Here is a 21,600-nt window from a genome sequence, read left to right as displayed (position 1 = left end):
ATGGCTATAAAAAAACATTTGGTAGTTTCAAGTTTATTGGGTGCAAGCTTTGCAGCCCTAGGCCAAAACTCCTTTATTGTTGAAGATCTCAAAGTTGAGGGTTTACAGCGTGTAGCACTGGGTGCTGCATTAACGCATATTCCTATTAACGTGGGCGATAATGTTGATGAGTACACGATTTCAAAAACAATCAAGTCTCTCTACCGCTCAGGTCACTTTGACAATATAAAAGCGCTACGCGACGGTAATAACGTTGTTTTTAAAGTAACTGAACGCCCAACAATTAGCTTTATTGAGTTTGATGGCAATAAAGATATTAAAGATGAGCAGCTTAATCAGTCACTTGATCAGCAAAATATTCGCCAAGGCGAGCCACTAGATAAAACCGTTATTGATAATATAGAAAAAGGCTTAACTGAATTTTTCCACAGTATTGGTAAATACAACGCTAAAGTCGATATTAGTATCACTAAACTGCCGCGTAACCGGGTTAAACTTAAATTAAAATTTGATGAAGGTGATGCTGCATCAATTCGTCAAATTAACTTGGTAGGTAATGAACTTTTTTCTAATGAAGAGCTATTACAACTGGCTGAGTCGCAACAAGACTTACCTTGGTGGCAGTTTATGGGCAGCGACCGCTACCAAAAACAAACCATTGAAGGCGATTTAGAAAAAATTCGTAGCTTTTATTTAGACCGTGGTTACCTACGTTTTAACATAGACTCTACCCAAGTGTCGGTTAGCCCAGAGCGTGAGTCTGTATACGTTACAGCTAACTTAACTGAAGGGGTTAAATATAAAGTTAAAGGTTTTGACTTTATTGGTGACTTACTTGGTCGCGAAGACTTAATTAAAAGTGTTATTCCACTACGAGCGGGTGAGTTATATAACGGCTCAGTGGTTACCTCTTCAGAAGAATTTATAAAAAGCTACTTAGCGCGTTTTGGTTATGCCAATGCTGAAGTACGCACAATTCCGCAAATTGATGACGAAAATCAAGAAGTACAACTAACCTTATCGGTTAACCCTGGTAAGCGTGTTTATGTGCGCCGGATTATTGTTGGTGGTAACCAAAGTACTGCAGATGAAGTGCTACGCCGCGAAATGACACAGCTTGAAGGCGCATGGTTATCTAACCAAAGCTTGGAGCGTTCAAAATTACAAATTCAGCGTTTACCTTATATGGAAAAAGTTGATTTTAACGTTGTGCCAGTCCCAGGTGTTGATGACCAAGTAGATGTTGATTTTACTGTAAAAGAGCAGTCGGCTGGTAGCTTTAATGCCGGCTTAGCGTATGGCTCATACCTAGGTTTACAGTTTAATATTGGTGTAACAGAATCTAACTTTTTAGGTACTGGTAATCAAATAGGCTTTAATATTAATACCTCGCGTGGTTCTGAGCGTGTGAGCGTGTCTTATACCGACCCATACTTCACGCCAGATGGCGTATCGCAAGGTAGCAGTATTTTTTACAGTAACTACGATGCAAGTAAGTTTAGTTTGATCGACTATAAGTCGAAAAGCTATGGATTGGGGACTAATATAGGCTTCCCAATTGATGCGGTTAACCGCATTAACTTTGGTGTTCGTTGGATTCAAGAAGAGCTTTCAGATATTGCAGAGTACGAGCAAACGCGTGTACTGCGTGAAACCTTCTTAGACCAAGACAACCCAGATGCTGGTTTTGACTTTACTAAATATGAGTTAAGTGCTGGCTGGTCTCGCGTTACGGTAAACCGTGGTTTATTCCCAACAGCGGGCTCACGTCAAACGCTAAACTTAACAGCAACAACGCCGAATTCTGACTTAAAATACTTTAAGTTAAACTATGATTCGCGTTTTTACTGGCCAATATCGAACGACCATCGCTGGGTGTTCTCAACCCGTGCGGCGTTAGGTTACGGTAATGGTTATGGCTCAACTAACGGCTACGACCAAGTACTGCCATTCCAAGAATACTTCCGTATTACTGAAATGGAACTACGTGGTTTTGACCGAAATACAATTTTACCACGCGCAATTGCACGTATACCGCAATCAATTCCGGGTACACCTTTACCAGATGGCTCAACCACAGGTAATATAGGCGGCTCATCTGAATTTGATGTGCTAGTACCACAAGGTCGAATTGGTGGTAATGCTAAAGCGGTAGCAGGTATGGAATTAATTGTACCTACACCGTTTTTAGATGAAGAAAATACCAGTTCAGTACGTACCAGTTTCTTTGTTGATGCTGCTAACGTATGGGATACCGAGTTTAACGTAGACCGTTACCAAAATTTAGCAGCCGATGAGCGAGCTAAATTAGATGATTACTCTGATCCAATGCGTTTTAGGGTTTCAACCGGTTTATCATTACAGTGGATCTCTCCAATGGGTCCAATGCTGATTAGTTTTGCGTATCCATTGCAAAAAGAAGAAGATGACGATACGAAGACCATCAGTTTTAATATTAGTAACAGCTTTTAAAGGAGTTTTTTGTGAATAAATTATTTAAATCAACGGCAGTAGCTGTTTTAGCAACACTTATGATGGGCACCTCGGTAAGTGCATTTGCACATAAAGTAGGTATTGTAGACATGCAAGAAATCTACAAGCAAATACCACAAATGGCTAAAATTGAGCAATCTCTACAAACTGAGTTTGCAGAGCGCCGTCAAGAGTTAGAAAAGCTACAAGGCGATATTCGCTTTGAAGCTGAAAAGTTCAAGCGTGAAAGTACCACTATGAGCCAAGCGCAAAAAGATAAACTGCGTGACAAAATTCAGGGTATGCAAAAAAACCTTGCTGAAGTAGGTCGTCCTCTTGAGCAAGAAATTAAAGCACGCCAAAACCAAGAGCTTGCAAAAGTGCAGGGTTTAATTATCAAAACAATTGAAGACATTGCTAAAGATGGCGACTTTGATGAAGTTAAAGTTAAAGATACAACTATTTACTTTAACCCTAAAAAAGTAACTGATCTTTCTAATAAAGTAGTTGCTGCAGTGAGTAAGAAATAATTAAGTTATGCAAAATTATACGCTTTCGCAAATAGCGGAACTTCTAAGCGCCGAGCTGCAAGGTGATGGCGCTTTAGAAATAACAAAAATAGCAACACTTGCACATGCCCGCTCAGGGCATATTGCATTTTTAGCGAATAAGAAATATCGCTCGCAACTTGAAGTGACTCAAGCCAGTGCTGTCATTGTTAGTGAAGCAGATGCTCCTTACTTTAACGGCAATAAACTAATAGTTGCAAATCCGTATGTAAGTTACGCCAAGCTTGCGCAATTAATGGATACGACGCCACGCTCTGCCGCAACAGGCATTCATCCAAGCGCGGTTGTTCACCCAAATGCGACAGTAAGTAAAAGTGCCGCTATTGGCGCTAATACGGTAATTGAAAGCAATGCAATAATTAACGATAACGTACAAATTGGTCCGAACAGTTTTATTGGTGAAGGTGTTAAAATAGGCTCAGGCACTAAGCTTTGGTCGAATGTAACTATTTATCATAATGTTGAAATTGGCTCAGATTGTTTGTTGCAAGCCAATAGCGTTATAGGTAGTGATGGTTTTGGTTATGCTAATGAGCGTGGGCAATGGATTAAAATTCCTCAGCTTGGCTCTGTTATTATTGGTGATAAAGTTGAAATTGGCGCAAGTACTACAATTGATCGTGGTGCACTTGACGATACTATTATCCATAGTAATGTAATTATTGATAACCAATGCCAAATAGCACATAACGTTGAAGTTAACTCAGGCACAGCTATTGCTGGTTGTACTGTACTTGCTGGTAGCGTCACCATAGGTAAAAACTGCCAAATTGGCGGCATGACAGCAATTAATGGTCACATGAGCGTCTGTGATGGTGTTATAATTACGGGTATGAGTATGGTGACAAAATCAATCACCGAGCCAGGTATCTATTCATCTGGTATACCTCATACTACAAACAAAGAATGGCGTAAATCAATCGCTCACTTGCGTAACCTTTCTGAAATGAAAAGCCGTATTAAAGCACTTGAGCAATTAAATAAGCCATAAACGTTGAACACTAATGAGGATGCTATTTTGGCAAACGAATTAAATAGCCTTGATATTCAAGAAATTTTAAGTTTATTACCGCATCGCTACCCGATGTTATTAGTTGATAGAGTAATTGACTTTACACCTGGCAAATCTTTGCATGCTATTAAAAATGTGACTATAAACGAACCCATTTTTACCGGGCATTTCCCAAATCAGCCAATTTTTCCGGGTGTATTAATATTAGAAGCCATGGCTCAAGCAACTGGGTTACTTGGCTTTAAAACGGTTGAAAACCGTAGCGAAAATGAATTGTATTTGTTTGCAGCTGTAGATAATGCACGTTTTAAAAAACCAGTACTTCCTGGTGATACTATGCATTTACATGTTGAGTTTTTAAAAGAACGTCGTAATTTATGGAAGTTTGCAGCAGAAGCAAAAGTCAATGGCAAGCTAGTATGTAGCGCCGAAATTATGTGTGCGAGAAGAGAGTTTTAATTGTGATTCATCCAACGGCAATAATCGAACCAGGCGCGACACTAGGCAGCAATGTTTCAGTGGGACCATATAGTTATATTGGCAATGATGTTGTCATTGGTGATAACTGTATTATTGAGTCTCATGTTGTAGTTAAAGGCCCATCAACTATCGGTTCTGGAAATCATATTTTTCAGTTTGCGTCGGTTGGTGAAGCATGCCAAGACAAAAAGTACAACAACGAACCAACATCGCTCACTATTGGTGACAATAATATTATTCGTGAATGCGTTACAATTCACCGTGGCACAATTCAAGATCAGGGCGTAACCATTATAGGTAGTAATAACCTGTTTATGGCCTATACCCATGTTGCTCACGATGCAGTGATTGGCGATAATGTTATATTTGCTAATAACGCCAGTGTAGCAGGGCATGTACATATTGGTGACTGGGTTATTCTTGCGGGCAACTCAGGTATACATCAGTTTTGTAAGGTAGGCGCACATGCATTTGTAGGCATGTATTCAGCTATTAATAAAGATGTACCACCATTTGTTACCACTATAGGTATACCTGCAGGTCCAGTTGCAATTAATACTGAGGGCATGAAACGCCGTGGTTTTCAAAGCGATGAGATAATGGCTGTACGCCGTGCTTATAAAGTATTTTATCGTAAAAGCCTAGGTGTAGATGAAGCAATTGAGTCACTTAGCGAAGATGCGCAAAAGTATCCAGCAGTACAGTTAATGATAGATTTTGTTAAAAGCTCAGAGCGCGGTATCGTACGATAAACGCCTTTTAGCTTATATAAAAAACCACCTAAGAGTAATCGATGGTGGTTTTTTATTGCTTATTATTTATAATTATTAGTGAGTAATTCAGGATCAGCTCAGGCAAGTAGCTGTAGGCTAGTTGCTAATTATATCAATTACATCAGCTATTAAATGATACTTAAAAAACTCACTGTTACTTTTATTGCTATTATCCTTGCAGGTTGTAGTAGTCAACCACTTGTAAAATCAAGCTCAGGGGAGCTGACACAGCTTGGCAAAGCATCATTTTATGCCGATAAATACCAAGGAAGAACCACCGCAAATGGCGAACGCTTTGATCAGCAAGCAGCAACGGCAGCGCATCTTAAGCTGGCCTTTGGTACTAAAGTGAAAGTAACAAACCTAGCAAATAATAAGTCGGTAATAGTGAGAATTAACGACCGAGGTCCTTATATACGCGGGCGTATTATAGATTTATCGAGCAGTATGTTTAAAAAGATAGCCGACCCTAAAGTCGGCGTTATTGATGTGCAAGTTACCGTAATAGATAAAGCGAATTAAAAACGGATAGTAAGTGACGTGTAAGCAGGATCGCTAAGTAATTGCTGATGGGTGCCTTGTGCTATTACGCGCCCATCCTCTAACCAAATAATATTATCCATATGCTCAAGCAGGGCTGGATCATGGGTAATAGTAAGTACACTGGCGTTACTCATAACTTGCATAATGGCATGCATTACACTTTGTTTAGATTGATTATCTAGCCCTTCTGTTGGCTCATCAAGCACTAAAATAGCGGGGTTTTGCAATAAAGCCTGCGCAATCGCAATCCGCCTCGACTGACCTTGTGACACATTACGCCCACCGGTACCTAAGCGAGTATCTAACCCCGATTTTAACTCAGTAAACCACGGGCTAAGTTGTGCATGCGCTAGTGCATCTAGCATTTGCGCTTTAGTTGCATTAGGCGCTGCATAGCATAGGTTTTCTTTTAAAGTGCCATCAAAAATATGATGCTGTTGAGCCAAAATATTAATTAACCTTGCTCGGTTATCATTACTTAATAAATGCAAATCAACGCAGTTGCCTTGCTCACTCAAGGTAATATTGCCTTGTTGCAGTGGCCATAAACCGGTGAGTAAGTTAACTAAGGTGGTTTTACCGCTGCCGCTTCTACCAACAATGGCCACTTTTTGCTGCGGCTTTAGCTCAAAACTCACGTCATTTAATGCTGGGTGTTTATCGTAACAATAACTAATGTTCTTAAGTGTTAGTGAGGGATTTTGCAAAGCCAAATTATTATTTATAGCGGCATCATATTGCGTATTAGCATTTACGGCTTTATCTTCAAGCGTAAATAAACGTTCAGCTGCTTTTAACACATTTGGTAATTCAATAAACGCATTTGGCAGGAGTAACACACTCTCAAAGCTGGCGAGCACAAATAGGCTTAGCATTGCCAGCTCAACATTAACCATGGCATTACTGTAAACCAGGGGCGCTATGGTCACAATACTTGCGATCATGGCCAGTTGTACAACTAATAAACTTAAACCATCGGTATTAGCCAGCGCCTTGTGGCGAATAAACAGTTGCTGATTATACTGCTCGCTTAAATCATCGCACTTAGCAATTTGCTGCTTCCGAGCTTGATAAATACTCAGTTCTCTAAGGCCCGTTAAAGTATCGGAAAGCTCAGAGCGCAGCTGTGCACTTAGCTGTGTTTCTTTGTGGCTGTTTTTATTTAATTTAGCGCTAAGAAAAGCGGGTAAAACGATACCAATTAGGACAATGCCGGTAAAACAAATAAGTGCGACATCGGCGTTGTATGCCGACATAAACAGCATAATAATAGGTACACTTAATAGCGCAACTAACATAGGTAATAATACGTTTAAGTAAAACTTATCTAGCGCGTCTACATCGTTTTGTAGCCGATTAACTAAATCGGCGCTGCGGCTCATTGCTAAGTCAACATTATTGAGTTTACTGAGGGTAGAGAACACACTAACGCGAATTTCACTTAGCATTAAAAACGTAGCATTGTGAGTTACTAAGCGTTCTCCATACCGTGATGCGGTGCGTACAATCGCTAAAAAGCGAATAGTACCCGCAGGAGTAAAGTAATTCATTTGTGTACCGGCAAGACCGGCTGCTGCCATTGAGGCTAAAAACCAGCCCGATATAGCCAGTAACCCCACATTAGCAAGTACTGTAATAGTGGCTAAAAAGGTACCCAACAACATGGCTTTGTAGTGAGGCCGGCACAGTTTTAGTAAACGAATAAAGTTATGCATTAACTGCTCCTTGCTGGGCTGTTTGCAGTAAAGTGGCAAATTCACCAGCTTCAGCCGCTAAGCTATTAAAGCAACCTTGCTGAGCTATTTTGCCATTGTGCATTACAATAAGTTGCTCAGCATTTTTGACCGTATTGAGCCGGTGCGCAATAACCAGCACTAAATTATGTTTTGCATAATCAGCTATAGCATGTTGAATAACTTGCTCTGTTTCGCTATCAAGGTGCGCGGTAGGCTCGTCAAGTACCAATATAGGTGCTTGTTTTATAAAAGCACGGGCAAGGGCAATGCGTTGCTTTTGACCACCAGAAAGCCCCTCACCTTGCTCGCCAATTAAAGTATTAAAACCATCAGGCAGTGCCTTTATAAAATCCAAAGCACCTGCTTGCTTTGCTGCATGTTCAAGCTCTTGTAGTGTTGCATTAGGCTTAGCTAATTTAATATTGGCAGCAATAGTGTCGTAAAATAACGTGGCTGATTGCGGTATCCACGCAATGCGATTTTGTAATTGCCCAATATGTGCAGTACTTAAAATTTGCTTATTAATACTTATATGCTTAATTACCTCAGGGTGAAACCCTAATAAGCAATCAAATAGGGTACTTTTACCAGAGCCACTGGCACCAACAACGGCAATTAACCCTTTATTGGGGAGAGATAAGTTTATATTTTTTATCCCTTCATCACTATTTGGGTAGGTAAAGCTAAGGTTATTAACAGTAATTGAGCTTATAGTGGCGCTAATGTTGTCAGTAGTGTGTTCACTTTGTTGCTCAGGCAATGGGGCATTGAAAATAATTAGCATGTCGGCGGCGGCACTTATACCTTGCAAGCGCGCATGATAGTGGCTGCCTAATTGACGCAGCGGCAAATAAAATTCAGGCGCTAACAGTAAAACCACAAAACCAGTGGCAAAATCAAGTGTGCCAAAAAACAATCTAAAACCAATAATAACCGCTACTAATGCCACACTAATGGTTGCCAAAAATTCCAATGCAAATGATGATAAAAAAGCAATTTTTAATACGCTAAGTGTTGCGTGTCTAAAGTCATCAGATATTTTAGCAATTTGTTTTAGCTCTAAGCGAGTGGCGTTAAATAGTTTAAGTTGGGTAAGCCCTTGTACGCGATCAAAAAAGTAATTTCCTAATACCGCCAGTTGTTGCCAACGTTGTTGATTAAGCGCTTCGGCTTTTGAGCCCACTAAAATCATAAAAAAAGGAATAAGCGGCGCAGTTAATAAAAATATTAGCCCAGCTTTGTAATCTGTCGGAAAAATAACGATTAATATAGCCAGCGGAATAAGCGCACTGTAGGCAACGCCAGGTAGGTACTTAGCATAATAATCGTGTAGCGCTTCTACACCATTGTGCAATGTATTGAGGGTAGCACCTTGGCCATGTTGCTCTACATAGCTTGGCCCAAGCAGGCTAAGCTTATTAAGTAGGGTTTGGCGCATTGCCGACTTTATTTTAAGTGCAGCATAAGCGCTAAAGCGTTCACTTAGTGTTAAAAATACCGCGCGCAGTAAAATAATACCGGCCAAAGGCCATAATAAGTAGGTGATTTCAGCCAAACTATACTGTTCAAAAATTACATTATGAATAGCTTGAGCAAGTAAATAAGCACCTGCAATCATGAGTAATGCGTTAACAGTACCCAGTGCAATGCTTAGCTTTAATAGCATTGCAGCGGGTTTACTTTGACGCTTTAAAAAAGCGCGCAAAGACTGCTGTTGCGCGCGATCAGGGCGGGTGTTAGTCGTCATTTTTAGTTGTGTTAGTCTCTTTTAATAAATCATGCATTACTTGCTCGTCATCAGCAATACTGTCTTTATTTTGCTGAAACTCATACCACATTACATTTATTACACCTAAGGTACAGGCTAAAAGTACACCTAAAATCCAAGCGAAATACCACATAGTTTAGTCTCCTTAGTAGCTACCGTGAGGGTTGTTTTCTATTTCTTCTACCGTAACGCGGCGCCACATTTTTACGTAACACCAGATGGTGTAAGATAAAATAATTGGCACAAAAATAACTACGGCAACAAACATAACGTTAAGCGTCATATGGCTCGACACCGCATCCCAAATAGTTAAACTAATATTTGGGTTATTACTCGATGGCATAATAAAGGGGAACAGTGATACGCCTGCCGTCATAATAATGCCTATTAACATTAAGCTAGTTGAAGCAAGCCCTAATGCGGGTTTATTTAATTTAGAGAACAACAATGCACTGAGTGCCATTGCAAACGCTAAAATAGGGAAGGTCATAGTCCAAGGGCGCTCACTGTAATTAGTTAGCCAAGCCCCTTGCGCAGTTGTAACTACTTTTGCCAGTGGGTCGGCATGGCTTTGTGTATCCGGCATAGATACAATTTGATAACCCGTTAAATTAGCAACCCAAAAACCAGCTGCTGCAAATAGCACAATAAATAGAATAAGTGCATAACGACCATATTGCCCTGAGCGCTCTGCAACTAAGCTAGCAGTACGTAGTTGTAGCCACATACCTGCATGGGCTATTAGCATAGTAATACTAATTACACCTACTAACAGTGCAAATGGGTTAAGTAGTGCAAAGAACGAACCTTGGTAACTTACTCGTAAAAAATTATCAATGCTAAAAGGCACACCTAAAAATAGGTTACCAAAGGCCACACCAAATACTAATGCAGGAATGGCACTGCCAGCAAATAAGCCCCAGTCCCAGTTATTGCGCCAGCGTTTAGAGTCTACTTTGCTACGATAGTCAAAGCCCAATGGTCTAAAAAATAGTGCAAATAACACTAGCATCATAGCAAAATAAAAGCCTGAAAAAGCCGCTGCATATACCATAGGCCACGCGGCAAATAGTGCACCACCGGCGGTAATAAACCATACTTGGTTGCCATCCCAATGCGGGCCAATAGTATTAATAACGGTGCGGCGCTCTGAATCAGTTTTACCCACTAGGCGCAGCAGCATAGCAACGCCCATATCCATGCCGTCGGTAATTGCAAAGCCAATTAGCAGTATGCCTATGATCAACCACCACAGCATTTTTAATGTTTCATAATCAAAAATCATGATTGCTCTCCTCTACCTTCAGTGGTGTTATTAGGTAGTTCAAAGTGATACTTACCGGTATGTAGTGAGCTTGGGCCTTGCTTAATAAAGCGTAGCATTAACCAACCTTCAACAATGGCTAAGCCGGTATAAAATACAATAAACCCAGTTAAGCTAATTAAAATATCGTTTACCGTTAGCGTAGAAGTTGCTAAAAAGGTTGGTAATATTTCAGAAATAGCCCAAGGCTGGCGACCATATTCAGCCACAATCCAACCAAATTCAATGGCTATCCACGGCAGTGGAATACTTAAAACAGTAGCCCATAATAGCCAACGTTTTTGCTCAATAACTCGCTGCGCGTTATAGTAAAAAGCAAGAATAAACACACCCAGCATTAATACGCCACAGCCAACCATAATACGAAAAGACCAAAACATTGGGCCCACTTTAGGAAAAGAGTCTTTAACTGCTTTTTGAATTTGCTCTTCTGTGGCATCTACTACATCAGATGTATAACGCTTCAGTAATAGGCCGTAGCCTAAATCGTCTTTTAGGGTGTTAAATTTAGCGACGTTTTCAGGCGTGTCATCACCAGCGCGCAGTTTTACTAGGTATTCGTACGCAATCATACCGTTACGAATTCGCACTTCGTGTTGTTTTTCTAGATCGTTAATACCGGTCACTTGCTCATCGAGCGAGCGCGTTGCAATAAGCCCTAATGCATACGGGATTTTTACAGCGCCGTGAGTTACCTGCTTTTCTGAATCTGGGAAACCTATAAGTGTAAACGCTGCTGGGGCTTCTTCGGTATGCCATTCTGCTTCAATGGTGGCCAGTTTTACTTTTTGCACTTCGCCTACTTCATAACCCGATTCATCGCCGAGCAAAATAACACAAAAAATAGAGGCTAAACCAAAGCCAGAGGCGACTGAAAACGAGCGTTTAGCAAAGGCTAAGTCGCGTCCTTTTAAAATATAATAACCACTAATACCGAGCACAAACATAGATGCAGCAACATAACCTGCAGATACGGTATGAATAAATTTAACCTGTGCTACAGGGTTAAATACCAGCTCTGCAAAGCTGGTCATTTCCATGCGCATGGTTTGGTAATTAAACTCGGCACCTACTGGGTTTTGCATCCAGCCGTTGGCAATTAAAATCCATAACGCCGACATGTTAGTACCAATTGCCATTAAAAAGGTAGCACCTAAGTGCTGGCGTTTAGAGAGCCGGTCCCAACCTAAAAAGAACATACCCACAAAAGTTGATTCTAAAAAGAATGCCATTAACCCTTCAATAGCAAGGGGAGCCCCAAAAACATCACCTACGTAATGGGAGTAATAAGACCAGTTGGTACCAAACTCAAACTCCATGGTAAGACCCGTAGCCACACCAATTGCAAAGTTAATACCAAACAATTTTCCCCAAAACTTAGTCATATCGCGATAAATTTCACGGCCGGTCATAACGTAAACCGATTCCATAATAACTAAGATCCAAGTCATACCTATGGTTAAAGGTACAAATAAGAAGTGAAAGAGGGCGGTAACAGCGAACTGCAATCGCGATAGATCCACAAAGGTTTCATCTATCATGTTTAGCTCCTAATATGTGATGTAGTTACAGCACAAAGCAATAATTTGACGGGTGCGTTGATTTTATAAGGTTTCAGTAATTACTGAAAGTTACATTAGTATTTACTTTTGACCATTTGAAGTCAACATTTATATTAGCAAAACGCAATATAAGCGGTTAGTGCTTAATCAGTATCAAAAGCATACAGTACCTGGGCTATTTTTAGCAAATTTAAGCACTTAGTTTTAAGCATTTAATCCAATACGAAAACGCGGTAAACTAGTTTCAATTAACGCCCAGAGCCTGTTAACCCATAAAGGCAAACAGGCCCTAGTTTACGTGTGAAAAAATCAAATGAATAAAGATCAAAAACAACTACGAATTGGTATTGTGGCAGGTGAACTGTCGGGCGATATTTTAGGTGAAGGCTTAATTAAAGCACTTAAAAAGCATTTTCCCGATGCGATTTTTGAAGGTATAGCGGGCCCTAAAATGCAGGCGCAAGGCTGTAACACGCTTTACGACATGGATGAGTTGTCGGTAATGGGGTTGGTTGAAGTATTAGGGCGCCTACCGCGCTTGCTTAAAATACGTAAACAACTGGTGCAACATTTTATTGATAACCCACCTGATGTATTTATTGGCATAGATGCGCCCGATTTTAACTTGCGCGTAGAAAAACCCCTTAAAGACGCCGGAATTAAAACAGTACAATACGTAAGCCCCTCGGTTTGGGCATGGCGAGAAAAACGCATTCATACCATAAGTGCTGCTACTAACTTAGTGCTTGCATTATTACCGTTTGAAAAAGAATTTTACGACAAGCACCAAGTACCTTGTACATTTGTAGGGCACACATTAGCAGACGATATAGCGCTTGAGCACGACGACAGCAAAGCCCGCAAAGAGCTAGGTTTAAGCCCTGATGATAAAGTACTTGCCCTGCTACCTGGTAGTCGCGGCTCAGAAGTAGGCTTATTAAGCGAAACCTATATTAAAACAGCCGTGCAGTTACAAGCGCAAAACCCAGCACTTAAAATTGTGGTGCCATTGGTTAACGCCAAACGCAAAGCGCAGTTTACTGAAATTTTAAATGCTACTGCGCCAACGCTTAAAATTAGTTTGCTGGATGGGCAATCAAAACAAGCTATGCAAGCAGCCGATGCTATTTTATTAGCATCGGGTACTGCCACGCTTGAGGGCATGCTGTATAAAAAGCCCATGGTAGTGGGTTATAAAATTAAACCACTGAGCTATTGGATTTTTAAAACCTTATTTACCTTTAATATAAAGTATTTTTCATTGCCGAATTTATTGGCCGATGAAGAACTCGTACCCGAGTTTTTGCAAAGTGAGTGCAATATAGCTAATTTAACGCAAGCACTTACGCCTATGCTAAATACCGATAACCAAGCATTAAAAGCACGCTTTTTAGCGATCCACAAAAAAATTAGGTTAAATGCCAGCGAACAAGCAGCCAATGCTGTAGCGGAGTTAATAAATGCAAATTGAACGACCCAATGTAGCCCTTATTGCCGGTGTTGACGAAGTAGGGCGTGGCCCCCTTGTTGGCGACGTAGTTACTGCTGCCGTTATTTTAGATCCCTCAAAGCCTATTGCAGGTTTAGCAGATTCAAAAAAATTAACGGATAAAAAACGCCAAGCGCTTGCCATTGAAATTCAAGAAAAAGCATTGTGTTACGCGTATGGTCGTTGCAGCCCAACAGAGATTGATGAACTAAATATTCTGCACGCCACTATGCTTGCCATGACTCGCGCAGTAGAGGGGCTAAGCACGCAACCTGAATTTGTATTTATAGATGGCAACCGCCTACCTAAGTTAACCATGCCAGCGCAAGCAATAGTAAAAGGCGACAGCTTAGTAGCCGAAATTTCAGCCGCTTCTATTTTAGCTAAAGTAGCGCGCGACAACGAAATGGTAGAGCTAGATAAACGCCACCCAGAATATGGTTTTGCAGGGCATAAAGGCTATCCAACCAAAGCGCATTTTGCAGCACTTGAGCAATATGGCGCAATAAAGGAGCATCGTAAAAGCTTTAAACCAGTGCAACGTGTATTAGCGCAAGCCAAGGGTGAGGCGTAAACATGGCAGCTCCAGATTTTGTTCACTTAAGAGTTCACTCTGATTTTTCGATGGTTGATGGCCTTGCCAAAACCAAGCCAATTGTAGCCAAAGCACAAGAACTACAAATGCCGGCAATTGCTATTACCGACCAAATGAACTTATGTGGCTTAGTGCGTTTTTACGAAACAGCCCACAGCACAGGTATAAAACCTATAGTGGGTGCTGACTTTTGGCTACGCAGCCCTGAGTTTGAAAACGAGCCAAGCCGCATTACTATTTTAGCAAAAGACAATCAAGGTTATAAAAACCTCACTTTATTAATATCTAAAGCATATCAGCGCGGGCATGTATTTCATCGCCCGGTGATTGATCGTGATTGGCTAATAGAACTTAAAGCCGGGTTAATAATACTCTCTGGTGCAAAAGACGGTGATTTAGGTAAAGCGTTATTAAAAAATAATCCGAGTGTTATTGAATCGGTTGTTAGTTTTTATAAACAGCATTTTAGTGATAACTACTACCTTGAGCTGGTGCGAACTAATCGACCGCTTGAAGAAGATTACTTGCACATGGCGGTAGAGCTTGCTGCTAAAGAGCAATTACCCGTTGTGGCCACTAACGAAGTGGTGTTTTTAAAACCAGAAAACTTTGAAGCACACGAAATTCGCGTGGCTATTTTTGATGGTTATACACTGGATGATAAACGCCGCCCTAAACGATTTTCAGAAGAGCAATACTTAAAAACGCCAGAGCAAATGGCTGAGTTATTTAGCGACATTCCAGAGGCATTACAAAACACCGTAGAAATAGCCAAACGCTGTAATGTAACGGTGCAGCTTGGCACTTACTTTTTGCCAGATTATCCGACCGGCTCACTTAAAATTGAAGACTTTTTAGTTAAGGTGTCACAAGACGGTCTTGAAGAGCGATTGCAGTTTTTATTTCCTGATGAACAAGAGCGTAAAGAAAAACGCGTTGAATACGATGAGCGTCTAGATATAGAGCTTGGTGTAATTAACGAAATGGGATTCCCAGGTTATTTCTTAATCGTAATGGAATTTATTCAGTGGAGCAAAGATAACAATATTCCAGTTGGCCCTGGGCGTGGGTCAGGTGCAGGATCACTGGTAGCCTACGCGCTTAAAATTACCGACCTTGATCCATTGGAATTTGACTTGCTGTTTGAGCGGTTTTTGAACCCAGAACGTATTTCAATGCCCGATTTCGACGTCGATTTTTGTATGGATAGGCGCGATGAGGTGATTGATCATGTATCGGCCTTGTATGGGCGTAACGCGGTATCGCAAATTATTACCTTTGGAACCATGGCGGCAAAAGCGGTAATACGCGATGTTGGCCGAGTATTAGGTCACCCGTACGGTTTTGTTGATCGTATTTCAAAAATGATCCCAGGCGATCCTGGGATGACACTTGCCAAGGCATTTGATATAGAGCCACGCTTGCAAGAAGCCTACGATGGCGACAATGAAGTAAAAGATTTAATCGACATGTGTCGTATTCTCGAAGGGTGTACACGTAACGCCGGTAAACATGCGGGTGGGGTAGTAATATCGCCCACCACAATTACCGACTTTGCTGCTCTTTATTGCGATGACGAAGGTAAGTTTCCGGTTACTCAGTTTGATAAAAACGATGTAGAAACTGCCGGTTTAGTTAAGTTTGACTTTTTAGGCTTACGAACGCTGACTATATTGCAGTGGGCGCTCGACATGACCAACGAGCGCTTAGCGCGCACCGGTAAAGAACCAGTAGATATTAATACTATTCCGTTGGATGATAAAAAGAGTATTGACTTACTACTGCGCGCCGAAACGACTGCGGTGTTTCAGCTAGAATCAAGGGGCATGAAAGACTTAGTAAGGCGCTTAAAGCCCGACAGCTTTGAAGATATGATTGCTTTAGTAGCCTTGTTTCGACCCGGTCCGCTGCAATCGGGCATGGTAGATAACTTTATCGACCGAAAATTAGGTCGCGAAGAAATCTCATACCCCGATGCGCAGTATCAGCACGAAAGCTTAAAACCTATTTTAGAGCCAACCTACGGCATTATTTTGTATCAAGAACAAGTAATGCAAATAGCCCAAGTATTAGCAGGCTATACACTAGGCGGCGCCGATATGCTGCGCCGTGCTATGGGTAAGAAAAAGCCCGAAGAAATGGCAAAACAGCGTTCAACATTTGAAGATGGTGCGCGAAATAACGGCATTGACGGCGAACTAGCAATTAAGATCTTCGATCTGGTAGAAAAGTTCGCAGGTTATGGTTTTAATAAATCGCACTCCGCTGCGTATGCATTAGTGTCGTATCAAACACTGTGGATGAAAACCCATCATCCAGCAGAGTTTATGGCTGCGGTAATGTCGGCCGATATGGATAATACCGACAAAATAGTTATTTTGGTGGATGAATGTGAAAACATGAAACTCACCTTGCTCCCGCCTGATGTGAATGCAGGCGAGTTCAAATTTACAGTAAACCTGCAAGGCGAAATTGTTTACGGTATTGGCGCTATTAAAGGAGTAGGTGAAGCACCTGTAGATGCAATTTTAGAAGCACGCGCTAAGGGCGGACCATTTAAAGATTTATTTGATTTTTGTGCCCGTGTTGATTTAAAACGCTTAAATAAACGTGTAACCGAAAAACTTATTTATTCAGGGGCACTTGATCAGCTAGGCCCTGAAAAAACTCAATCAGGGCGCGCCACGTTATTGGCAAGCTTAAAAAGTGCCATGCGCGCCGCCGATCAGCACAATAAAGCAGAGTTATTAGGGCAAAGTGATTTATTTGGCTTATTAGCCACTGAACCCGATGAAGTAGAGCAAGCCTTTATTAAAGCCACAGGACTCACCGATAACGAATGGCTCGATGGCGAAAAAGAAACCCTTGGTCTTTATTTAACCGGTCATCCAATAAATCAATATCGCCGCGAGCTAAAATATTATACCAGTGGTAAATTGGTCGATTTACAGCCTACTAATCGCGATGTAGTATCTACAGCTGCAGGGCTTGTAATTTCGGCCAGAGTGCTTATTAATAAAAAAGGAAATAGGTGGGCATTAATAACTTTAGATGACAAGAGCGCCCGCATTGATGTACGCTTATATTCAGATGAGTTTGAAAAATACCAAGATATGCTCCAAGTTAATAATATTTTGGTGATATCTGGACAGGTCAGCTTTGATAACTTCTCTGGTGGTATTACAATGACCGCCAGAGAAATAAACACCATTGCTCAAGCGCGTGAAAAACGTATTAAAGCGATTAAAATGACGCTGAACATGGTGCAAGTCGAGGCAGGTTTCTTCGATAAATTACAAAAAGTACTCGAACCATATAAAATGGGAACGTGTCCGATCAAGGTTTATTACCAACGCCCAGATGCATTGGCGCAATTAACCCTAGGGATCGAATGGTGTGTTACGCCAAGTGACGACTTAATTCATAAGTTATCGCTAATGGCAGCGCAAGATGTAGAACTAGAATTTAACTAATTAGGTAGTTTAGAGCATGAGCCTCAATTATCTTGATTTTGAGCTTCCGATTGCAGAATTAGAAGTGAAAATTGAAGAATTACAAAATGTAAGCCGCGCTGGCGAATTAGACCTTGAATTAGAAGAGGAAGTCAGCAAGCTAAAAGAGAAAAGCGACCGATTAAAAGAGAAAATATTCTCTGAACTTGGCGCTTGGCAAGTATCACAGCTGGCACGTCATCCGTTGCGTCCTTATACTCGAGATTATATCGAGCGTATTTTTACGGAGTTTGACGAGTTTGCAGGTGATCGTACTTTTGCTAATGATCCGGCAATTTTAGGTGGTATAGCGCGTTTAGATGGCGAACCAGTAATGGTTATTGGCCAACAAAAAGGCCGTGGTACCGCTGAAAAAATTAAACGTAACTTTGGTATGCCAAAGCCTGAAGGATACCGTAAAGCATTGCGCTTAATGGAAATGGCTGAGCGTTTTAAAATGCCAATTATGACCTTTATCGACACCCCTGGAGCTTATCCTGGTGTGGGTGCTGAAGAGCGTGGCCAGTCAGAAGCTATCGCCCGTAACCTTAAAGTAATGGCCTCTTTAAAAGTGCCAACTATTTGTACGGTTATTGGTGAAGGTGGATCGGGTGGTGCGTTAGCAATTGGTGTTGGCGATCGTGTTAACATGTTGCAATACAGTACTTACTCAGTAATTTCTCCTGAAGGGTGTGCGTCTATTTTATGGAAAAGCGCCGATAAAGCCCCACTTGCTGCTGAAGCTATGGGTGTAACTGCTAAGCGAGTTAAAGAGTTAGACCTAATTAACAACTTAGTAGATGAGCCATTAGGTGGAGCGCACCGTAATTATGATGCTATGGCACGTAATTTAAAAGTGCGATTAAAGCGTGACTTAGCCGACCTACAAGCACTTTCGCTTGAAGAGATGCTTGATCAGCGCTACAAACGCTTAATGTCGTTTGGTTATTGCTCTTAAATTCTTTTAATAATTAGCAATAAATATTTAAAAAAGCCGCTTATGCGGTTTTTTTGTTTTAAAATGGCTAAAATCAAGTACCTAAAACTTAGTATTTTAAAATTATTGGCTAAATTATCTGGAGCTCAGGTTAAATTAATGCACACATCGCTTATTTATCAACAAGTAAAACAATCATTGGGTCAATATATTGAGCAAGGTCATAGGGTGTTTACTGTGGCACTTTCTGGTGGCGTTGATTCTGTGGTGTTACTGCATTTAATGCATGCTTTACGAGTGCAGGATCCTGCACTGCAAGTTTCTGCTATTTATATACACCATGGTTTGAGCCAGTATGCCGACGACTGGCAGGTTTTTTGTCAAACCCTGTGCAATGAGCTAAATGTGCCATTTCAAACGGCTAAAGTAAATATAGAGCAGCAGTCACGCACGAGCCTAGAGGCGCAAGCGCGCGATGCTCGTTACCAAGCATTAGATGAGCTAAGTCCACATGGCAGCATTATTTTACTTGGGCAACATTTAAACGACCAAATAGAAACCTTTTTACTGCGCTTAAAACGTGGCTCGGGTTTAAAAGGTTTAGGTGCAATGCAGCGCGAGCGCACTTTAACCAGCGGCCGATTATGTTTCAGGCCGCTGTTAGCGGTAAAACGCAGTGATATAGAAGCCTTTGCGGCGCAATATGCACTTAACCATGTTACCGATGATTCTAATACTGATGAGCGCTTTGAGCGTAACTTTATGCGCCAGCAAGTTGTGCCAATATTAGCAGCGCGCTTTAATGGTTTTGAACAATGTACCGCTCGCAGTATTAGTTTACTGCAGCAGCAACACGCTTTACTCAACGAATATACTCACATTGATTTAACGCAATGCGTTAATTCTCAGCAGGCGTTAAATATAAGTGCTATTGCCAAATTTACTCCGATTAGAACAGCCAATGTAGTACGTGCATGGCTAGAGCTATTTACTCATGTATTACCATCGCAAAAGCAGCTGGAGCAAATAATTAATCAGGCTATTGCAGCTAAAAGCGATGCACAAATGCTTATTGAGCTTAGTGATGGACAAATACGCCGCCATCAAGGGCATTTATATTTTGTTGTACCAAGTACGCAAATATTAAACAACACACTAATTACTCGCAGTGAGCTAAAGCTTGCCGATGGTCGCTTACTAAAAAAACACAGTGGCGTAGGAGTCAGAGCGCCAACTGCAGATGAGCAAGTAAGCGTGCGTTTTAATTGTAATAGTGCGCGCATCAAACCTTTAAAAAAACCAGGAAGTAATACACTCAAGCATTGGTTTAAAGATGCAAAAGTGGCTCCTTGGCTGCGTGCTAATGTGCCGTTAATTTTTTATAATGATGACCTAGTACAAGTGGTAGGCTATTTTATAAGTGCTAACCATAGTGATGAAAACGGTATTTATTGGGAGTGTAAATAATGAGTAAGGAGCCGCATGTAGGCTTATCGTTAGTAAATAAAGCACCACAAGGTATGCTAATTACAGCGGTTATTGCTGTGCTTGCTAATTATTTTTTAACGCTTGATATAGTGACATTAGGCTGCGCTATAGCGGGTGGAATAGTGTGCGCTAGTATTTTACTGGCTTATTGGTTAGGTAAAGGTGGGCTGTTTTTTATTTTAGGAGTGAGTGTACCGCTTTTGTTAGTGTTATTTACGCCACTTGCTAGCATTGCTGCATTACTTAATTTACTCAGTGGTTTCTTTTTTGGTTTCTTTTTTGGTTTTTGCATTGCGTTGGTTATGTATAAGTTTTTATCGGCAAAGTGGCTCCCTAAGTAGGTAGACTTATTAAAACTACTTAGGCAGCAATAAAAAAGCCTAGCGGGGGAAGCTAGGCTTTTTTATTTACAACAATATTAATTGCTGTACTTAATATGCTTTGGCGCAATTTCGTCCCGCTGCTTTGGCTTTATATAAACCCTTATCGGCTCGCGAAAAAACATCGTTTTCGGTGTCTTGGCTACTCGCTAAAGTAAAGCCAATACTGGTAGTAACTGAGTACTGCGCCATTATTTTTGAGTTTTTAACGCGTTGCATAATGCGCTCAGCTATTACTTTATTAGTAGTAAACTCAGGATCTTCAATGAGTATTGCAAATTCATCGCCACCAAATCTAAATACAGAGTCAGTGCCTCGAATAGAGCCATTAAGTACTAAGGCAAATTCTTTAAGTACATCGTCACCCACTTTATGACCAAAGTTATCGTTTACTTGCTTAAAACTGTCTAAATCAAGCAACATTAAACTAAATGGGCGCTGGTAACGGCGGCAGTTTTCAAGCTTTTGCAGTAAGGTGTCATTAAATTGACTTCTATTGCTTAGTCCAGTTAATGCATCTTTTGTGGCAAGTTTTAATACCCGGTTATACATTATCGCATTACGTAAAGGGTAGAGCAGCGCACTATGAAAATATTGTAGTTTTTTTTCTATGGCCACACTCAGTGGGTATTTACTAAAGTATATTAATTGCCCTAAATTACTGTTCTCTACATTTAAATCAAAGGTATAAGAAAGCGTATCAATATCGCAATCAGGCGTTTGCACTGTACCTAGCGCAGACTTGAACTGTATACCTGAAAAATTTAGCAGTTGTTTTGCAAATTTTGCGTAAATAGCTAATATATCTTCGAGTATTAAACTGGTTTGTAATTTTGCAGCTAGCTCTTGCGTTGCTGCCGGTTCATTTTTACGATAATGCTCAGCCGAAAACGGCAAAAACTCTCCGCGTCCAGCAATACGTTGTGTCAATATATGCACATTTTCCATTCAATTATTCCCCCGAGTATATGATCTTATAAT

The 21,600-nt window shown here is 40.9% G+C and carries 18 protein-coding genes; 12 read left to right on the top strand and 6 right to left on the bottom strand.

Annotated features, from left to right (window positions below):
- From bamA to PNIG_RS11660, 6 genes are all read left to right on the top strand, one after another.
- Window positions 1-2,472 (top strand): outer membrane protein assembly factor BamA, encoded by a 2,472-nt coding sequence (bamA, locus tag PNIG_RS11685; protein ID WP_011328686.1) that lies wholly within the window; start codon window positions 1-3, stop codon window positions 2,470-2,472.
- Between the two features lie 11 nt (window positions 2,473-2,483).
- Complete coding sequence (locus PNIG_RS11680; RefSeq protein ID WP_041454497.1) at window positions 2,484-3,002, top strand: OmpH/Skp family outer membrane protein; 519 nt, start codon at window positions 2,484-2,486, stop codon at window positions 3,000-3,002.
- Between the two features lie 7 nt (window positions 3,003-3,009).
- Window positions 3,010-4,032, top strand: a complete 1,023-nt coding sequence (lpxD, locus tag PNIG_RS11675; protein ID WP_011328684.1) for a UDP-3-O-(3-hydroxymyristoyl)glucosamine N-acyltransferase — start codon at window positions 3,010-3,012, stop codon at window positions 4,030-4,032.
- Between the two features lie 27 nt (window positions 4,033-4,059).
- A complete protein-coding gene (fabZ, locus tag PNIG_RS11670) occupies window positions 4,060-4,512 on the top strand; it encodes a 3-hydroxyacyl-ACP dehydratase FabZ (protein ID WP_089368973.1) in 453 nt (150 codons plus the stop codon).
- A gap of 2 nt (window positions 4,513-4,514) precedes the next feature.
- Window positions 4,515-5,285, top strand: coding sequence for an acyl-ACP--UDP-N-acetylglucosamine O-acyltransferase (gene lpxA / locus PNIG_RS11665; protein WP_011328682.1), 771 nt, complete (start codon window positions 4,515-4,517; stop codon window positions 5,283-5,285).
- A 153-nt stretch (window positions 5,286-5,438) separates the two neighbouring features.
- Window positions 5,439-5,828, top strand: a complete 390-nt coding sequence (locus tag PNIG_RS11660) for a septal ring lytic transglycosylase RlpA family protein (protein WP_089368555.1) — start codon at window positions 5,439-5,441, stop codon at window positions 5,826-5,828.
- Here PNIG_RS11660 and cydC read toward each other — a convergent pair.
- Genes cydC through PNIG_RS11635 form a run of 5 tightly spaced genes read right to left on the bottom strand, consistent with a single transcriptional unit; the run spans window position 5,825 to window position 12,218 of the window.
- Entirely contained in the window at window positions 5,825-7,564 is a 1,740-nt protein-coding gene (gene cydC, locus PNIG_RS11655; RefSeq protein WP_089368554.1) for a thiol reductant ABC exporter subunit CydC, read from the bottom strand. The genes PNIG_RS11660 and cydC overlap by 4 nt on opposite strands.
- Window positions 7,557-9,332 carry a thiol reductant ABC exporter subunit CydD gene (gene cydD, locus PNIG_RS11650; protein WP_089368553.1) on the bottom strand — a complete coding sequence of 592 codons (1,776 nt, stop codon included), beginning with the start codon at window positions 9,330-9,332 and terminating at the stop codon, window positions 7,557-7,559. The genes cydC and cydD overlap by 8 nt, the downstream gene beginning before the upstream one ends.
- Window positions 9,322-9,486, bottom strand: coding sequence for a cytochrome bd-I oxidase subunit CydX (gene cydX / locus PNIG_RS11645; RefSeq protein WP_011328678.1), 165 nt, complete (start codon window positions 9,484-9,486; stop codon window positions 9,322-9,324). Before cydX ends, cydD begins: the two co-directional genes overlap by 11 nt.
- Window positions 9,487-9,498: 12 nt before the next feature.
- Entirely contained in the window at window positions 9,499-10,638 is a 1,140-nt protein-coding gene (cydB, locus tag PNIG_RS11640) for a cytochrome d ubiquinol oxidase subunit II (protein ID WP_089368552.1), read from the bottom strand.
- Window positions 10,635-12,218: a cytochrome ubiquinol oxidase subunit I gene (locus PNIG_RS11635; RefSeq protein ID WP_011328676.1), complete on the bottom strand. Its 1,584-nt coding sequence runs from the start codon at window positions 12,216-12,218 to the stop codon at window positions 10,635-10,637. Before PNIG_RS11635 ends, cydB begins: the two co-directional genes overlap by 4 nt.
- Window positions 12,219-12,552: 334 nt before the next feature.
- Here PNIG_RS11635 and lpxB point away from each other — a divergent pair, with 334 nt between their 5' ends.
- The 6 genes from lpxB to PNIG_RS11605 all read left to right on the top strand — a co-directional run bounded on the left by lpxB (window position 12,553) and on the right by PNIG_RS11605 (window position 20,580).
- Window positions 12,553-13,710 (top strand): lipid-A-disaccharide synthase, encoded by a 1,158-nt coding sequence (lpxB, locus tag PNIG_RS11630; protein WP_089368551.1) that lies wholly within the window; start codon window positions 12,553-12,555, stop codon window positions 13,708-13,710.
- Window positions 13,700-14,302 carry a ribonuclease HII gene (gene rnhB / locus PNIG_RS11625; RefSeq protein WP_011328674.1) on the top strand — a complete coding sequence of 201 codons (603 nt, stop codon included), beginning with the start codon at window positions 13,700-13,702 and terminating at the stop codon, window positions 14,300-14,302. The genes lpxB and rnhB overlap by 11 nt, the downstream gene beginning before the upstream one ends.
- Window positions 14,303-14,304: 2 nt before the next feature.
- A complete protein-coding gene (gene dnaE, locus PNIG_RS11620) occupies window positions 14,305-17,796 on the top strand; it encodes a DNA polymerase III subunit alpha (RefSeq protein WP_089368550.1) in 3,492 nt (1,163 codons plus the stop codon).
- Window positions 17,797-17,812: 16 nt separating this feature from the next.
- Window positions 17,813-18,772, top strand: a complete 960-nt coding sequence (gene accA / locus PNIG_RS11615; protein WP_011328672.1) for an acetyl-CoA carboxylase carboxyl transferase subunit alpha — start codon at window positions 17,813-17,815, stop codon at window positions 18,770-18,772.
- 138 nt (window positions 18,773-18,910) lie between these two features.
- Window positions 18,911-20,218, top strand: coding sequence for a tRNA lysidine(34) synthetase TilS (tilS, locus tag PNIG_RS11610; protein WP_089368972.1), 1,308 nt, complete (start codon window positions 18,911-18,913; stop codon window positions 20,216-20,218).
- Window positions 20,218-20,580: a hypothetical protein gene (locus PNIG_RS11605; protein ID WP_089368549.1), complete on the top strand. Its 363-nt coding sequence runs from the start codon at window positions 20,218-20,220 to the stop codon at window positions 20,578-20,580. Before tilS ends, PNIG_RS11605 begins: the two co-directional genes overlap by 1 nt.
- A gap of 90 nt (window positions 20,581-20,670) precedes the next feature.
- Here PNIG_RS11605 and PNIG_RS11600 read toward each other — a convergent pair whose 3' ends face one another.
- Window positions 20,671-21,567 (bottom strand): GGDEF domain-containing protein, encoded by an 897-nt coding sequence (locus PNIG_RS11600; protein ID WP_089368548.1) that lies wholly within the window; start codon window positions 21,565-21,567, stop codon window positions 20,671-20,673.
- Window positions 21,568-21,600: the final 33 nt, after the last annotated feature.

The organism is Pseudoalteromonas nigrifaciens, from assembly GCF_002221505.1.
GTDB classification, from domain to species: Bacteria; Pseudomonadota; Gammaproteobacteria; order Enterobacterales; family Alteromonadaceae; genus Pseudoalteromonas; species Pseudoalteromonas nigrifaciens.
This window is presented reverse-complemented; position numbering and strand designations above follow the sequence as displayed.

Bases quoted from the DNA above. Each gene is read 5' to 3' on its own strand.
- PNIG_RS11660 (WP_089368555.1), top strand. From the start codon at position 5,439: ATGATACTTAAAAAACTCACTGTTACTTTTATTGCTATTATCCTTGCA.
- tilS (WP_089368972.1), top strand. From the start codon at position 18,911: ATGCACACATCGCTTATTTATCAACAAGTAAAACAATCATTGGGTCAA.
- cydC (WP_089368554.1), bottom strand. From the start codon at position 7,564: ATGCATAACTTTATTCGTTTACTAAAACTGTGCCGGCCTCACTACAAA.
- cydB (WP_089368552.1), bottom strand. From the start codon at position 10,638: ATGATTTTTGATTATGAAACATTAAAAATGCTGTGGTGGTTGATCATA.
- accA (WP_011328672.1), top strand. From the start codon at position 17,813: ATGAGCCTCAATTATCTTGATTTTGAGCTTCCGATTGCAGAATTAGAA.
- dnaE (WP_089368550.1), top strand. From the start codon at position 14,305: ATGGCAGCTCCAGATTTTGTTCACTTAAGAGTTCACTCTGATTTTTCG.
- cydD (WP_089368553.1), bottom strand. From the start codon at position 9,332: ATGACGACTAACACCCGCCCTGATCGCGCGCAACAGCAGTCTTTGCGC.
- lpxB (WP_089368551.1), top strand. From the start codon at position 12,553: ATGAATAAAGATCAAAAACAACTACGAATTGGTATTGTGGCAGGTGAA.
- PNIG_RS11605 (WP_089368549.1), top strand. From the start codon at position 20,218: ATGAGTAAGGAGCCGCATGTAGGCTTATCGTTAGTAAATAAAGCACCA.
- PNIG_RS11635 (WP_011328676.1), bottom strand. From the start codon at position 12,218: ATGATAGATGAAACCTTTGTGGATCTATCGCGATTGCAGTTCGCTGTT.
- lpxD (WP_011328684.1), top strand. From the start codon at position 3,010: ATGCAAAATTATACGCTTTCGCAAATAGCGGAACTTCTAAGCGCCGAG.
- bamA (WP_011328686.1), top strand. From the start codon at position 1: ATGGCTATAAAAAAACATTTGGTAGTTTCAAGTTTATTGGGTGCAAGC.
- PNIG_RS11600 (WP_089368548.1), bottom strand. From the start codon at position 21,567: ATGGAAAATGTGCATATATTGACACAACGTATTGCTGGACGCGGAGAG.
- cydX (WP_011328678.1), bottom strand. From the start codon at position 9,486: ATGTGGTATTTCGCTTGGATTTTAGGTGTACTTTTAGCCTGTACCTTA.
- rnhB (WP_011328674.1), top strand. From the start codon at position 13,700: ATGCAAATTGAACGACCCAATGTAGCCCTTATTGCCGGTGTTGACGAA.